Consider the following 15,039-nt stretch of genomic DNA (forward strand, 5'->3'; position numbering starts at 1 on the left):
AATAAAATGAACCAGAGCTCAATCATCGTGAAGCTGCGGGATTTCACGAGCAGTGCGAGGCCGTTCGGAAACATCGAAGGGAAGGAAGTTTTTCGCAAGCTTGTCAGCTTCGTCGAAGAGCATCCTCGTACACAGGTCTTTGGCATCTCGCTCGACGGCATCAAAGCTACCGATGCGTCGTTTCCGCGGGAAAGTGTTGTCTCACTGGCCAAACACTATCGGGGCGAACGAGGTGTCTTTCTGAGCGACATCCATGATCGAGACTTGATTGACAACTGGATGTACGCCGCACGAGCCAAAGAGCAACCTCTGGTCATCTGGAACGATGACGTCTTTGAGGTCATCGGTCCCGAACTGAATCCTGCGGCACGGAGCCTTGTTGAGTACGTCCTCGAGAAGCGCGCTGTGCTTGCCTCACAAGTGGCAGCCGACCTAGGCCTTTCCGTCCAGAACGCCAGTACCCGGCTGAAAAACTTGGTGGCTGCCGGGTACTTCCTGCGCGCAGAGGAAGCCGCCGAGTCTGGCGGCATCGAGTTCAAGTACCGAGCGATTCACTGATCTGCTTAAACAGCTTGCTTTAAGCTGTAAAAGCTGTTAGCCTTCACATCAGGTCCACAGCAGCTCTGCTGCGGTCTGTGTTAAACAGTTTCATTTAATCAGATAGAAAGGCGTGCGACATGAACGCTCACCAAGCTTCCTCCTCTCTCAACCAGCCTGCATCGCAGGAAGCAGCCGGGCAGCTGCACCACGAAGCTGGCGTGATCGCCAGCGAGCAGTGCATCTTGCAGCTTGTCCTCTTGCACGTTCCCAACCCGACGGGTGCCGACATCCTGAAGTCCGCTGGCCGTCCTGCCAATGCGGAGCAGCTCGTCCTCCAAGTCCTGCACAAGGGTGGTCTGGAAAGTATCAACCTGGACGAACACGCCGACCTGGCTGCCGGCAACAAGTTCGTCCTGGCGGACGGGGACCTGACCTACCGCTTCACCGTCAATGGCAAGCAGTACGAGTGGCCGTACCGCCTCATTTCCGGCGCCATGCTGGCCGAGCTGGCTAACGTGCCCGCTGACCTGGATATTGAACTGCACCAAGGTGACAAGGTTGTCCCGGTGGGCGTCGCCACGCTAATCAATCTGTCCGACGCTGGCGTCGAGAAATTCATCTCGATTCCCAAGAAGCACACGTGGAAGTTGATGCTGCAAGGCGTCGTCCGCGAGTACGACACGCCCCTGGTCAAGGTCGCCGATGCGATGCAACAAGCTGGCTTCGATCCGAAGAAAGCCTGGCACATCTATCTGATCGTTCAGGGGCAGCCCAAGCAAGAGATAGGGGTGGACTCCATCGTTGACCTGCGCACGCAGGGCATCGAAAAGATCCGGCTGATGCAGCGCAACGTCGACAACGGGGACGGCCAGCAGTACGCGACGCGGCGCATGTTCCAGTTGCTGCCGCAGGATGTTGAATACCTGGACGGGCTGGTGTTGCGCTGGGAAACGGTGATGGAGGGTGGTCGGCGCTGGCTGCTCATTCACGACTTCTTGCTGCCAACCGGGTTTGCGCAGCAGAAGGTGCTGCTGGGACTGGACGTCCCGCAGGATTACCCGGCGTCTCAGATCGACATGTTCTACTTCTTCCCGTTCGTCACAATGGCTGGCGGTCAAGAAATTCCGAGCACCCAGATTCGTGCCACCGTCGATGGCATCACGCTGCAGGGTTGGTCGCGCCACCGCAACGCGGCAAGCGTCTGGGACCCGAACTCGGACAGCATCCGCACCCACATGGCCGTCGTCGAAGGCAGCCTGGCCAAGGAGCTGGGCGAATGATGCCCGGCGCGACCTTGAGCCTGACCGCTGTGCATCACGCACAGTTGCAGACGCACCTTTTCCCAGGTGACGGCGAGGAGGCGGCCGCAGTGCTGGTGTGCAGCCGCGTGCCGGGGAAGCGCTTGCGTCTCCTCGTCCGCGATGTCGTGCTTGTGGCGCATGAAGCGTGTCGCAAGCGCACCGAGCACTCCCTGACGTGGCCAGCGACGTTCATTGAGCAAGCGATTGACCTCGGCGAGCGCGAGAGCCTGAGCCTGGTGCTCCTCCACTCACACCCGAGCGGCTACCGGGACTTCTCGCGCACGGACGATGACAGCGACAGGGCCATCATGCCGTGCATTTTCCAAGCGTTTGGCGACCTTCATGGTTCGGCCGTGATGACGCCCGATGGCACTGTCTTCGCCCGGCTCTATACCCATCAGGGCGACCAGATCCCTGTCGACCTCGTGTCCGTGGCCAGTGCGGATCTGCACTTTTGGTGGTGGAAGGAGCGGCATCGCGGGGCGAAGCGCCCGATGGCATTTACCTCGCAAATGACCTCGGATCTGTCGCGGCTCACAGCCTGTGTCATCGGGTTGTCCGGCACTGGATCGCCCATGGCTGAACAGGCATGCCGCCTGGGCTTTGGTCGCGTGATCGCCATTGACCATGACCGGGTGGAGATCAAGAACCTCAACCGCATCATCAATACCACGCTGGCGGACGCCCAGGCCAAACGGCCGAAGGTGGCAGTCTTCGCTGAACGTGCCAAGCTGTACCGGGAGGAACCGTTCTTCGAGGCTGTGGAGGCCAATGTGATGACCCGGTCCGCGGTGCTAGCGGCCGCGCAGTCCGATGTGCTGTTCTGCTGCGTGGACACGCATCGTGGCCGCATGATTGCGGACCGGTTGGCTGCCGCGTTCCTGCTCCCCCTGTTCGACGTTGGCGTTGCCATCCCCACTCGCCAGACCGAGGATGGTCTAGCTATCGCCGAGGTCACCGGTCGCATCGATTACGTCTACCCAGGTGGCAGTAGCCTGGGCGACCGCGGCGTCTACACGCCCGCGACGCTCCAAGCGGAGGCGCTTGCCGAGACTGATCCGCAGGCCCACCGCGAACGCGTGAAGGCTGGCTACATCGAGGGTTCGCCGGAGCAGGCGCCCTCTGTCATCACGCTCAACATGCGGGCCGCGAGCGCGTGCATGATGGAATTCATCGCCCGTGCGTTCCCGTACCGCCAAGTGTCTAACGCAGGCTACGCGCGGACGCGCTTCATGCTCGCCGAAGGATTTGAGGAGGCTACTGCTGAAGGGGAATTCATCGCCAAGCGATCAGGACTGCTGGCCGCCGGTGCCGCGGAACCGCTTCTGGGTCTTCCATTCCTTGGCCTTGAGGAGAACACGCGATGACGCTCAAGACCCTGTGGCGCTCCTTCAAGGAATGGGTTCTGCCGCCGCGCAAGGTGTTGGCCTTCGAAGGAGACGCCTTGCCTGCAACGCTCCCCCGGCGCAATCTCGTCGTCTGGTCCGACGCGGGGGAGGCATGGTCTGCAGCCATGAATTGCCCTTGTGGCTGCGGTCAGCGGGTGGAACTGCCGCTTCTTCTTGAGGTCCGCCCTCGGTGGAATCTCACGGTGGACAGCCGAGGTCGCCCAACGCTGCATCCTTCCGTAGCATTGCGCGAGGGGTGCCGATCGCATTACTACGTTCGAGCGGGAAAGGTTTTGTGGGTATAGCTCCTGTGAGGCGACACGGTTTCGATCGGCATCAACAGGGTGATCACCGCGGGTACAACCTAGACGCTGTTGGGGTACATTCTTGCTGATAGGGGAGCCCGTCTGACCGTGGACGGCGTCGACCGGGAGCCAAAAGCGACCAGTAGGGCGACTATGAATTACCACCTCGACGCCATACGGCTGGCATGTATTCTGGCTAATTGAGAGTGTTTCAAGGTGCGCCGGGAAACAATATGAGAAGATACTGGCACAGTGGTCGACGTCAAACAGCTTGGGTCGGAACACCTGTTCCCTTGTCAAAACTAAATATTGGTATGCAGATTCACTTAAAAGGAATGGATTTTGGGTGCGTCTGGGAGATCACCAGTATTCAGCAGGACGAAAAAGGCGAATTCTATCTTTGGGTGAAGACGCCTATGACTGGAAAGTGCCTAAAGGTCAAGGCATCACGAGCCTACTACATTCGTGCGAATGAGCCCGGTAGATAAGCTCGGAGAGCGCCTCAGCACTATTAATCTAACACGCCGGAACGCTATGACAAATGTGACGGAGGAACAACTCAATAACGCGCTCGATGCTTGGTATGTGGCCCGAGAACGAGCTGGTCTTGAGCTGTAAGCATGGAGTGTCCTCACTCAAAGTCACGGGTCCTTGATCGCTTCGTTGAGGCAGAACGGCCACATGTGGAGTAAGCGTTGCCGCGAGGCCCTATTTGCAAAGCCTTTGTCCTGTGCTCGCCCAGCGGCTGTAGAGTGAGGCGTTTCAGGCCGGGTCGATATTGGAAGCGACGCAGCCATGGCAAGGCAAGAAGTCAGCAAAGACGACTGGAGTGTGGGCGAGCGCCCTTTGACGGAATCAGAGCTTGATCTCTGCGAGCCAACTGTTGACCTCGACGAGGTCGAAGGCCTTGGGGTCCCAATCGCCACCGATCCATGTCCGCAACTCCTCGTGCTCCGGGTGGCTGGGGTCGGCCATCACGGCCACGAGATCTTCGTAGCCGCCAGTGCTGCCGCAATCTTCCGGCGGCGTGGCGTTGGCGCCGCCGACGCACATGGGCAGCTCCATGCCCAGCGGCGGTAGCACCCGCTCGATCTTGATGCGGTGGTTCCAGTTGTCGCCGAAGTCGTAGATGTAGTCGATGGTGCCTGAAGGTGTGACGGCATTGACCAGCCTCGTTCGCTCGCTGCGCAGTTCGCCGTCCAGGTCGGGGTTCTCGGACTTTCGGTGCATTTTGGTGCGCCTCAGTGAAAAAAGTCCTGTGAAATCAACGTCTTGCGTTGCTCGCAGTGGCCACCTCGGTGGTCGTCGCACAACGTTTTGCAAGTGCTTGTCGTGAAAGAGGAAATCGGGGTCAGGCGCACCAAAATGCATCGAAAGTCCGACAACCCCAATCCGAAGGATCCGGACTGGCTGCTGGGCGACCAGAGGCGCCATCGTGGGTCACTGCATCAGGACGTCTGGGAGGGGAGTGCAGCCGATTTGGCTAGCCGCGGCTTCATCGCTGTCTACCCGTCGGCGGGCTGGTGGCGCACGCGCCCGGCACTGCACCGGTATGAGCTTCCGGCCCGCTATAGCTTGGTGGTTTCGATATCAACCGACCAGACCGAGATCGATCTCTACACCGTAATCGCCCAGAAAGTCGCCACCACGGTGATGGCCCGCTGACCGAGTATTGGAAGCGATCCGGTGCAGTAGGTGGTGCATCAACCATGGCAGGTGCAGGCAAGGTCAGACAGCGTGGCATGCGACCAGGATTTCGTAGTTCCGATCAGCGTGGCGATCAGCTGAACTGACGTAACAGATGCCACTACGGAATTGCGCCAGCGCGCAGCCGTGCCGCCGTGCCGCCGGATCTTGCAGCAGTTCAACGTGCACGGACGGCTCTCAAGGCGCAGGGCGAGCTGCTGTGGCGCGTGCTGGCGCAAAACGTCATGCGCATGCGCTCGCTGGGCTTTTGGCATTTCATCCACAACAAGCTGGAGCTCTGTGACGGGGGTCAGTTTGGGTGCAGGACGCGGATTCTCATCAGGTCAAGCTTGGCCCTCCCGTACATCTGCCGCTTGAGGTACTTCAGCCGGTTGATCTGCCCCTCAACCTGCCCGCTGCTCCAAGGAGAACTGAACGCGGCTCGCACGGCTGAGAGATCAGCCTCGAGCCCGGCCGCGAAGCGCTGCAGGTCTGGCATCGGGCAGGTGCGCGCCTGGGACAGCCAACGATCGAATCCGTCGAGGTCGCGACTGCGCGCGAGGCCGAACAACCGGAGCGCCAGCTCACGTGCCGCGGCAACCGTCGGCTCGATGCGGCAGAGAGTATCGACGAAGCGTTCCCGGTCGCTGCGCTCAGTCTGCGTGAGCTGACCCTCCTGCCAGCCCAGCAGCCAGGCACAGGCGCGACGTGCAGACGGCGCAGAGATCGTGCGCACGGCGGCCGCGACGGAATGCAGCTTGCCGCCCTCAGGTGCAGCGCTGCGCAGCTGCGCGAAGGCATCACGCACGATGCTGCGCCCGCCGGTGAAGCCGCGAGCGCGCAGCTCGCGCCAGACCTGCATGGCATTGCGGCAGCCTTCAGCGGCGCGTGTTGCCATGTACTGGCGATGGGCGTCGAGCAAGCTCGAAGTGGGAGCACGCTGCGCCCGCTCGGGGAACGCATCGGCGTGCACGAAGCTCCGCACGGTGCGACGGTCAAGGTGCATAGCCTGACCAATTGCCCTGATCGATTCGCCGGCCCTGTGGCGACGTACCGCCTCTTCGTAACGGGCCAGCCGACATTCCCGGCGTGCGTTGCTCTGACGTTGCCAAGCCTTGAGAGGTAGCTCGGTCGACACGACATCCGCGGGTTCGGTGTCCGCGGGTTCGGTGGGCGCCTCGGCCGGGATGGCTTCAAGCTGCAGCGTCTCAGTCGCCTGCCGGGCGGCATCCTTCAACTTGCCCGGGCAGCGCAGCAGCAGCCTTTCGAAGGCGTCGCGCAGGTTGGCCAGTAAGTGCCAGCGGTCAGCCACCTGCTGGGCGTCGGGGGCGGCGGTGCGTGCTGCATCGGCGTAAGCGCCGCCCCGGTCGCGGGCGATGACCTCGACGGCAGGCTGCTCCTTCAGCCAGGTGACGACCGTGGCTGCGTCGCGTCCGGCCAGCAGCTCGATCGGACGGTGCTTCTCCAAGTCGACGACGATCGTGCCGTATCGGTGGCCACAGGCCATCGCCCAGTCGTCGATGCCGATGACCACAGGGACCGCCGTCGGCGGCGGACATCCGGCGCGACGCAGGTCACGCAGCACCGCCGGCCCGCTGACGCGCATGCCCAGCCGTGCGGCCAGCCGGGCGGCCGCCTCGCCGCCAAGGGCGTACCCCAGCGAGCGCACTGCCTCAACCAGCCGCAGCGTGCGTCGTTGGCCGGCGGCCACCAGCGTCTCAACCCGCTCAGAAAACGTCCGCCGCGGGCAGCCGGGGTTGATGCACTTGAACCGCCGCACCTCGACGGCGAGCGTCACGGGCTGGCCAAAGGTTGGGCAGTCAGCTATCCATCGCCGGTAACGGCCGTGCAGACGCGTACTGCTGCAGGTGCAGCGGGGACAGGCTGCCGCCTGAACAAGGCTGCCGGCGTCCACCACCAAGCGGCTACCGCTATCGTCCCAAGAGCTGACGTGCTTGCCGACGGCCTCCAGCAGCGAGGACAGCCCGGGGATGACGACCATGGTGTGCTTGCGTTCTCGAGCCCAAAGGGCTCGATCATGTGGGTCGCCCGACCCCCGTCACAAAGATTGAGGAAGAGCCAGTTTTTGATGTCGCTTGACAAGCTGAGCCACAGGCCGCGGCGTTCCTTCTACAGCGGCAACAGCGCTGCCTGCGACCGGTACTTGCGATAGCAACCCTGTAGCGCGGACTGCAGCGTTCCGCGGCCCGTACGCCATCACGCCTGTCAACGTCAGCGCCGCACAGTAGTGCCCGGCAAGGGCAACTCTTTCACGGCCTTCTGCTGGACGCGACGTGAGAGGTCCCGCGGCGTGTTTAGCATTGGCCGCATGGGACTCAACAACAAGTTGCCATGGGCGGCCTTGGTGGACCGGATGGTCGGTGTAGCAGACCGTCTGGATGATCTCTCGCCCCTACTGGGCCAGTACGGCGGTGACGACGCTCCCGCGGTACCGCTGCTGCTGGAATGGCTCAAGCACATGGAAAATTTCCATGCCAGCCAGCACGATGAATACGAGAGCAGGCTGAAGGAGAATCTCCAGCAGCGCGCGCTTGACCCCGAGGATCGCGACGGGATGGGTTGCAAGCGCGACGACCGCGTGTGGGACCTGCTGCAGTCCCTCTGGGTCGGTCCGGGCACCGCCCTGGATCCCCGGCGTGCGCTGGAACTGCACTTGGCGCGCGCGTACATCGGCGTCGAGCGAGCGGGTCCAACCCGGCCCCCCCGGCAACTGCCCGCCTTGCTGTTCAACAAATGTGACCCCAACCAGGCCAACAGGGGGCGGGTGGTGGCTTTGCACCTCACGCTCCTGTGCGCCGCCGACTGGCCCGCCTGCCCAGCCTTCGGCAGCTTGCATGGCCGCCTGGTGCGCGCGCCGGGCGCCTACCTGCTGGACCTGGACCCAGAGTTCGAGCAGGCCATCACACGAGTCGAGGAACTTTTGGCCCGCACGCTGGCGCCACTGCCTGCGGGCCAGCATGCCCATGTACTGGCCTGGTCACTGCGCCCCTTGCCCTGGCCCGGTGAAGAGCAACACTTCAGCCTCCTGAGCGTGGGCGGCCCCTCGTTGGGCGCCTGGATGGCGCTGGCGTGCCTTCATCTGGCGGCCGACTTCCTGGCCCCCCAGGTCAGGCACGACTGGGGCGAGCCGCTGTGCGAGCTGGACTTGCGAAGCCTCAGCGGCACGGCCGCGCTGGGCGAGCCGCCAGACTTCGCCGCCGACCCGCTGGAGTGGCCGTTGGACTTCATTGGCGGCGCCACGCACAAGCTCACCGAGCTGAAGCAGCTCATCGAGTTGAACAACACCCTTCGCTTCAACACCCAGGCCGTACTGCTGCGAAAGGGCCAGCCTGTGGAGGGTAACCAGCACCCTGCGCTGCTCGATGGCCTCACGCTGGGCGACTGGGTCCGGGAGGCACATGCCAGTAGTGCCAGCAGTGGCTATGCCCTGGGTCCCCGACTTCGCGCGCTGCACGACGCGCTGATGCAGCTTCCTTTGGCCGACCACAGCGGCCGGCACCAGCGGGAGTCGCTGCCTGCGGAACTGCTGAACCAGGACTTTGCCTCCGAACTGCCCGCGCCCGCGGAAGGGAGCGCCCAGCCGGCCGCCCTGCGCGCCGCGCTCAGGGCCAGCCTGCTGCAGCGCTACGCGCACTGGGCCGGCGGCCATTACCAGCCCTTCGGTGGTGGCAGTGACGGGCAGCCCGTGCTCCTGTCCAACCACTTCCATCCGATCGAGATCCTGCCCCTGGCCCAGACAGCGCTGGACGCACAGGGACGCCCTCGGGACGATCAAGCCAAGCTACCCAGGAAGGGGCAGATCAACGGCCTGGCCGATCTGCTGGATATCAAAGGGGTGGACCGGTGGCTGTGCACCGCCGCGCCAGCAGGGGGGAAGACCACGTTGCTGGCTGCGTTCGAAATGGAGGCCGCCCACGCCGCACTGAAGCGATTGAACCTCAAAGGGCACTTCGGCACCGTGGCGCTGTGGCTGCCGCTGCGCTGGTGCGCCACGGCGCAGGTCCAGAATGCCGAAGCCGCCATGGACGCGCTGTGGAACCTGGCTCGCCGAAGCCACCCCGCCTGGACCCGCCCGCTGCGGCAGGCGGTGGACCAAGGCGACTGGTCCGTATTCAAGGCGCTGCGCATCCGGGTGGTGTGGTTGCTGGATGGGGTCAACGAAATGCCTGCGCAAAGCCAGAGCCACCGCGCGCAGCTCATCAGCTGGATGGACGATCTGCTGGGCCAGCTGGCCACCGCTTCTGGCGGCTGCGTCGCCCAGCGCGTGTACACCGTGCGCACCCATGCCCGCCAGGGCATGCTGCCCACTGTGCACGAGGCCGCGCTGCAGCCCTGGGACCGAAAGCGCCGCCGCGACTACATGCTGCTGCGCCTGGGGAAAAACCATCAGCATCTGAGCGCGCTGGAAGACGCCATCGATGGGGACCCCGAGCCTGACGATCGCAAGCTCATGGCCACGCCCGGCCACCTGGCCACGCAGATCACGCTGCTGCAAAGCGGCCTGGTCAGCCGCCCCGCGCAACACCGTGCCGAGCTGTTCTGCACGCTGCTCTGGGTGCGCTTGCACCAGGAGGTCGTCAGTCGCCAGCACATCCCGCGTGAGTTGCTAAGCCCGGCCGAGTGCACCCGGCTGGACAACCTGCAGGCCAACCTGCGGCGAGACGGCGGCTGGCGCTGGCCCGCCCAGCGGGATCCCCGCTCGCTCATCGCCACGCTGGCGCGGCTGGCCGTGTCGCAACAGCACCTGGACCCGGTGGCCCGCCAGCGCCGCAAGACCGGCGCTGCCGACGCCTGGGCGATGACAGCCACGCTGGACGCCTTTATGCGCCCGCCCCGCCTGCCACAGGTGGCGTTGGATGTGCCGGGCGACACGATTCGCAGAACCGAGGCCCTGCTGAACGCGGCCGAGCAGTTGAACGTGCTCCGCCGCAACCCGGATGGTGAAACTCTTACGTGGACCCACCAGCTTTATCTGGAGCTGTTCGCGGCCCTGGCCTTGTTGCCGAAGGAGGGCGACGACCGGGAGGTGTGGCTGGACATCGAGCCAGTGGAGCCACTGCCAATGGAGCAGTTGTGGGAACAACACCAGCAGGATAGGGCGCGCTTAAATCAACTGGGCTGGGAGACGGAGGCATTCCTGATTCCAATGGTGCCGCGATCGGATGATGTGGAGGAAACGCTGCGCTACCTGGCGCAGTTGCGCGGGCCGCGTCAGGTGGTGGACTTGGTGGCCAGGGTCACCACCCAGCGCCCTGAACTGGCTGCACAACTGGCCTTGGACAACTGGGTGGCCTTTGGCGAACTGCGCGACCATCCGCAGGACGGCTGGCAGCCCGAAGGGCATGAGCTACCGGATGGCCGAGTCGCCACCTCGTCCGAGCCTGGTCGGCGACGCACACATCCGAAGCTCAACCGTCTGCGAAAGGCCTTGTTGGCTCGGATGACCAACCGGGATGTTCACATCGCCTGCAGGATTGAATGCGGTTTTCTCCTCGGCGCCCTGGGTGGCGACGGCCGGTTTGAGATCTGCGGCAAGGCGCTGATTCTGAAAGACGAGCATTGGCAGCCGGTAGGCACTCCAGGTGGGAGGGTCAGCGTGTTAATGGGCGATCTAATGGGTGAGTTTGACGACAGAACGATTTACCCCATTAAATCTTTCGCCGCTGGGCACGGCCTTTTGCAGGTAAATGATCTACCGGCTTTTGAAATGGCCGGCTTACTTGTGACCACTGCTCAGATAAAGTGTTTTGTCGCCAGCAACGAGGTCCACGATGAGCGTTGGTGGCCTGACGTGGCGGGAGAGTGGCTCCAGAGCATATATCCAGATCACCCATTACTTGAGTACCCATCCAACAAATATGATTATTGTCAACCGGCGCATGTTAATTTTTGGTGTGCTCAGGCCTATTCGCTGTGGGAAAGTCGGCAGCGACAGCAGGCACAAGGGGGCATCACTGGGCAAACTGATGGCAGAGTCGGATTCAGGAGGTTGCCAGTGGATTTACCCACCGAGGCACAGTGGGAAGCCGCAGTTCGGTACGCTCACCAGGCGGGCGCGCAGCCCCGCTGGCGCTTTGGATACACGCAAGGCCTCTTAACGGAAGAGCGGATACTTTTGAGTTCAGAAGAGAAATCCTTCATCGATGTGGCGCCGTGGCATTTCAATCACAACAATGTATGCGGGGGAATGCTATCTGTGGTGGGTGTATTCACGGAAAGTGCCGTCGGTTGTTTGCAAGACATGGCTGGCAACATATTGGAATGGACCGTGTCGCCGGGGACTGACCTACTGGAGCGAGACGTTGTCAATGTTCGCGCCAAAGGCTACTGGGATCGTGTGGTACGGGGCGGGCATTTTTTGAAATCAGCTTGTTACTGTACAGCAGGCATTCGTTTTGCACGCCATCCAGAGCTCCAGGTGGGCGTTGGTTTTCGTATGGTGCGCGAGGTTAATGTTTAGGCAAGAAACGAACTCGACTATTTGATCAGTACCTCCAATATCACAAGGTTCCGACACCCGAACCTTATCCTGAACTCCATCCGGCAATAATACAGCGCATTGGTGCGTCGCCGCTTACATCGAGTTGGTCAAAGCCATATCGCCCTTGAAACACTCCCTGCCACAGCCAGCCCAAGGGCTCAAGTGGCACGCACGGGAGGGCCGTGCGGGCTCCTTGACGCTGGCGGGCTGACGACAATTAGCTTGGCCGTGCTCTCACCTTGATTGACGCGCGACACGGGCACTCAATGACCTTGACGTCACGGCACCGTGCTGGAAGCGCAGTTGGCTGAACCCCGCGGTGACGTACTGCGCACGGCACGCCAGACCGTTGGCGACAGTCGCTGCCAGGGTGCTGCGTCGGTGCCGAAACTTCGACGGCATCATCCAAGCTGTCAGCCTCCACGAAAAGCGGCTGAGAAGGCAGGACTACGAGCTCGACCGACATCTCGAACCTCGTAGAGAGCTGGTGTCGTTCGAGAAACGCGTTCTCGGTTAAAAGTTGCTTGGTCAACTTAAACAGGCCACATCAGCAGCAACCCTGGCCCTATTAGCAACAACCTTGACCCTCAACACCAGGCCCGCAGGCGCGTGCTCGCCAGCCGGGCGAACTGCAGCGCGAAATGCTCGTCGGTCTTGGTGCCCGAGTCCCGAAGCAGCGCCAGCAGCTCGGCCAGCGGACTGGATCTGTCCGGCTGCCGGTCGTCGTCGGCTGGCGCCTGCAGGCGCAAGGAGGCCCAAGACAGGTGCGCGGCGGCGCTGCCGAGCAGCAAGCAGACAACTGGCGCCGCCGTCGCAACCACCTGAGGCCCGCGGTCAATCACCATCCCGCCGATCCGGGGCAGGCGGCCGGCCTTGGCCAATTGGTCGCAATCAGAGGCAATCCGGTGGTCTCAGCGCGCGCGCAGCAAAACAGCCCTACACCCGGTCGGCACCATTCTGATCACTGAATGAGCAAGTGATCCAAGCGCCAGCTGGCAAGGGCTGTAACTCCGAAACCCGCAGCGCCAGACGGATGCGGGCTCGCCAGTGACCGGCCGATGCCAGCCTCTGGCATGGGCGGCTGCTACCACGGCGCCCCAGCGTGGACGGCACCCCATCTATCCACTGGGGCATGGAGCCTGACATGCACATGAGAACCGCTACCCAGTTCGCTGTTACCCGTCGCCTTCGCTGCGGGGGTGACGAAATTCCTCCGGGCACTTTCCGGGGGGCCGACGAAATCCCGCCCGGCACCTTCCGCTGATCAGCGGCATACGCGGCGGCCTTGGTGCTGCCGCGCAATTGAAGACAAGTCACTCCCCCCAACAGGAGATCGAAATGACCAAGGTCATCTACCGCACCAAGGACGGCCGTGCCGACTATGCCTTCAGCCTGGAACGCCAGGCTGACGGCGAGGTGCGCGCCTATATCACCAGCCAACCCAACTACGCGGGGCGCGACAACAGCGGCCATGCCACGCACCGCTACACAGATCTGAGAGACGACCGCCGCTACATCTGCTGGGACGGCAGCCTGCGCACTGAGGACGACGCCAAGAAGGTGGCCGCCGCCTGGGCCGATCGGACGCAGGAGTACATCCGCTCCGGCAAGGGCTTCTGACCGCGCAGCGGGCCACCTGCCCGCTGCTCGCTACGGCTAAGACACCATAACCTGCCTAAAGATTTCCATGCACCGAGCCCAACACCTCCAGCCGGCGACCACTGGCCGCCGCAGCCCGATGACCCTGACTTGGACGGCGCTGCGCACGATCCTCGACACCGTGGGCAGCCAGCCCGCCGAGACTGGCGCGCTGCTGTGCGGGCCGGAGAGGTCGGACTTGATCGACGTGGCGCACTTCGATGAACACAGCCACAACACCGGTGCGTCGTACTCGCCAGCCGTGGAAATGCTGAACCCCCTGCTCAAGCGCATGAACGCGCGAGGCCGTCGGATGCGGGGCTTCGTGCACTCACACCCCCCGTCGCTGAACCGCCCCTCGGGTGCGGACGAGGCCTACGCGGCCCGCATCCTGCAGGCCATCAGTGACATGCCGTGGATGTGGATTCCCATCGTCGTCTCGGCCGGCGACACCGGCACTTTTGAGATGAGGGCTTACGTTGCCGAGCGCGCCGGTGGCAGCCAGCGGGCCAGTGTGTCGCAATGCCGCATCGTCGTGACTGACATGCCCTCGGCTGCCGACCTGGCTAATGACTTGCTGTGGGACTTCGGCAGGCTGGACCTCGCTGCCGGTATCGGCGTGGACGTCGTGAGCATTGCGCGACGTTCCGCGGACGCCAAGGCCCTGGCTGGCGCGCGCAGTTCGCGTGGCGAGACCTTCACCCGCGTGGAGCAGGCCTACGACCTGCCACACCTCGCCCGCTGCAGGGTAATCGCGGTCGGCACAGGCGGTGGCGCGGGCTTCGTGGACGATGCGGCGCGCACCGGCATTGGCGAGTGGGTGCTGGTGGACCCGGATGTGGTAAGCCTGACCAACGTGGCCACGCAGCAGGCCTACCGCCGCGACGTGGGCCGGCCCAAGGTGGAGGCCATGGCCGACCGGTTGCGCGACATCCATCCTGACACGCGGGTGACCGCGCTGCCACTGGCGCTGGAGGCCGTGTCCGATGCCCGCATGCGCGATCTGGCCCTGGCAGACCTTGGGCATGGCACGCCGCTGTGCACGGTGCTGTGCGGCCTGACCGACAGCTTTGCGGCCCAGGCTCGCGTGAACCGCCTGGCGCTGAAGTTGGGCCTGCCCAGCCTGTGCGCCCAGATGTACCGCGAAGGCCGGGCGGGCGAAGTCACCTTCACCTACCCGGGCGTGACGCCGGCCTGCCACCGCTGCATCCTGAGTGCGCGCTATCGGCATTTCGTGGACTTGGCGGGGCGCAACGACGTCACGTCGCAGGGCTCGCCCATCTTCTCGGCCATGCGGCTGAATGCCCTGGCGGGCTGGATTCTGATGGCACTGCTGCACCACGGCCGCGGTCACCCGCGCTGGGGCGGTCTGCTGCAGCGCATCGGTGACCGCAACTTGGTGCAAGTGCGGATGGATCCTGACCTGGGCAGTACGCTGGGCTTGAAGGGCTTCGATAAGGCCAGCGAAGGCCAGCCGCGGCACCTGTTCGATGATGTGTTGTGGCAGGCCCAGGCGCCCGAGGCTCCGCCCAGCCATGCCATCGCCTGCCCAGACTGCGGCGGCACCGGTGACCTGCGCTTGGCCAAGGGCTTGGACGGCGACACGCGCCGGCTGCCGCTGTCGGCCCGGTTCTTCAACGCAGACGTGGCGGCGTCAGTGCTGCACGAGGTGATCTGAC

General features: G+C 63.5%; 11 protein-coding genes. 8 read left to right on the plus strand and 3 right to left on the minus strand.

Features of this window, described 5'->3' with window-relative positions; all coding sequences use genetic code 11:
- The first annotated feature begins 6 nt into the window (after positions 1-6).
- The 4 genes from SM757_RS01865 (at position 7) to SM757_RS01880 (ending at position 3,534) form a co-directional block, all read left to right on the plus strand.
- A complete protein-coding gene (locus SM757_RS01865) occupies positions 7-558 on the plus strand; it encodes a helix-turn-helix domain-containing protein (RefSeq protein WP_322464006.1) in 552 nt (183 codons plus the stop codon).
- Positions 559-677: 119 nt separating this feature from the next.
- On the plus strand, positions 678-1,820 hold the full coding sequence (locus SM757_RS01870; protein ID WP_322464007.1) for a multiubiquitin domain-containing protein: 1,143 nt from the start codon (positions 678-680) through the stop codon (positions 1,818-1,820).
- Positions 1,817-3,208: a ThiF family adenylyltransferase gene (locus tag SM757_RS01875; protein ID WP_322464008.1), complete on the plus strand. Its 1,392-nt coding sequence runs from the start codon at positions 1,817-1,819 to the stop codon at positions 3,206-3,208. Before SM757_RS01870 ends, SM757_RS01875 begins: the two co-directional genes overlap by 4 nt.
- A 146-nt stretch (positions 3,209-3,354) precedes the next feature.
- Positions 3,355-3,534 (plus strand): DUF6527 family protein, encoded by a 180-nt coding sequence (locus SM757_RS01880; RefSeq protein WP_322464208.1) that lies wholly within the window; start codon positions 3,355-3,357, stop codon positions 3,532-3,534.
- Between the two features lie 855 nt (positions 3,535-4,389).
- Here SM757_RS01880 and SM757_RS01885 read toward each other — a convergent pair.
- Positions 4,390-4,764: a plasmid pRiA4b ORF-3 family protein gene (locus tag SM757_RS01885; protein ID WP_322464009.1), complete on the minus strand. Its 375-nt coding sequence runs from the start codon at positions 4,762-4,764 to the stop codon at positions 4,390-4,392.
- A gap of 102 nt (positions 4,765-4,866) precedes the next feature.
- On the opposite strand from SM757_RS01885, the gene SM757_RS01890 reads away from it, so the two are divergent.
- Positions 4,867-5,199, plus strand: a complete 333-nt coding sequence (locus SM757_RS01890) for a hypothetical protein (protein WP_322464010.1) — start codon at positions 4,867-4,869, stop codon at positions 5,197-5,199.
- Positions 5,200-5,530: 331 nt separating this feature from the next.
- On the opposite strand, the gene SM757_RS01895 is transcribed toward SM757_RS01890, so the two are convergent.
- A complete protein-coding gene (locus SM757_RS01895) occupies positions 5,531-7,222 on the minus strand; it encodes an ISL3 family transposase (protein WP_322464011.1) in 1,692 nt (563 codons plus the stop codon).
- Between the two features lie 327 nt (positions 7,223-7,549).
- Between SM757_RS01895 and SM757_RS01900 the strand changes: the two genes are divergently transcribed.
- Positions 7,550-11,701, plus strand: a complete 4,152-nt coding sequence (locus SM757_RS01900; protein ID WP_322464012.1) for an SUMF1/EgtB/PvdO family nonheme iron enzyme — start codon at positions 7,550-7,552, stop codon at positions 11,699-11,701.
- A 608-nt stretch (positions 11,702-12,309) separates the two neighbouring features.
- Here SM757_RS01900 and SM757_RS01905 read toward each other — a convergent pair.
- On the minus strand, positions 12,310-12,567 hold the full coding sequence (locus tag SM757_RS01905; RefSeq protein WP_322464013.1) for a hypothetical protein: 258 nt from the start codon (positions 12,565-12,567) through the stop codon (positions 12,310-12,312).
- 493 nt (positions 12,568-13,060) lie between these two features.
- On the opposite strand from SM757_RS01905, the gene SM757_RS01910 reads away from it, so the two are divergent.
- Positions 13,061-13,342 (plus strand): hypothetical protein, encoded by a 282-nt coding sequence (locus SM757_RS01910; RefSeq protein WP_322464014.1) that lies wholly within the window; start codon positions 13,061-13,063, stop codon positions 13,340-13,342.
- 118 nt (positions 13,343-13,460) lie between these two features.
- Positions 13,461-15,038: a ThiF family adenylyltransferase gene (locus tag SM757_RS01915; protein ID WP_322464015.1), complete on the plus strand. Its 1,578-nt coding sequence runs from the start codon at positions 13,461-13,463 to the stop codon at positions 15,036-15,038.
- Position 15,039: the final 1 nt, after the last annotated feature.

This window comes from Azohydromonas lata (assembly GCF_034427735.1).
Taxonomy (GTDB): Bacteria; Pseudomonadota; Gammaproteobacteria; order Burkholderiales; family Burkholderiaceae_C; genus Azohydromonas; species Azohydromonas lata.

Excerpts from the sequence above, each read along its gene's own strand:
- SM757_RS01865 (WP_322464006.1), top strand. The coding sequence starts at position 7 with ATGAACCAGAGCTCAATCATCGTGAAGCTGCGGGATTTCACGAGCAGT.
- SM757_RS01870 (WP_322464007.1), top strand. The coding sequence starts at position 678 with ATGAACGCTCACCAAGCTTCCTCCTCTCTCAACCAGCCTGCATCGCAG.
- SM757_RS01875 (WP_322464008.1), top strand. The coding sequence starts at position 1,817 with ATGATGCCCGGCGCGACCTTGAGCCTGACCGCTGTGCATCACGCACAG.
- SM757_RS01880 (WP_322464208.1), top strand. The coding sequence starts at position 3,355 with ATGAATTGCCCTTGTGGCTGCGGTCAGCGGGTGGAACTGCCGCTTCTT.
- SM757_RS01885 (WP_322464009.1), bottom strand. The coding sequence starts at position 4,764 with ATGCACCGAAAGTCCGAGAACCCCGACCTGGACGGCGAACTGCGCAGC.
- SM757_RS01895 (WP_322464011.1), bottom strand. The coding sequence starts at position 7,222 with ATGGTCGTCATCCCCGGGCTGTCCTCGCTGCTGGAGGCCGTCGGCAAG.
- SM757_RS01900 (WP_322464012.1), top strand. The coding sequence starts at position 7,550 with ATGGGACTCAACAACAAGTTGCCATGGGCGGCCTTGGTGGACCGGATG.
- SM757_RS01905 (WP_322464013.1), bottom strand. The coding sequence starts at position 12,567 with ATGGTGATTGACCGCGGGCCTCAGGTGGTTGCGACGGCGGCGCCAGTT.
- SM757_RS01910 (WP_322464014.1), top strand. The coding sequence starts at position 13,061 with ATGACCAAGGTCATCTACCGCACCAAGGACGGCCGTGCCGACTATGCC.
- SM757_RS01915 (WP_322464015.1), top strand. The coding sequence starts at position 13,461 with ATGACCCTGACTTGGACGGCGCTGCGCACGATCCTCGACACCGTGGGC.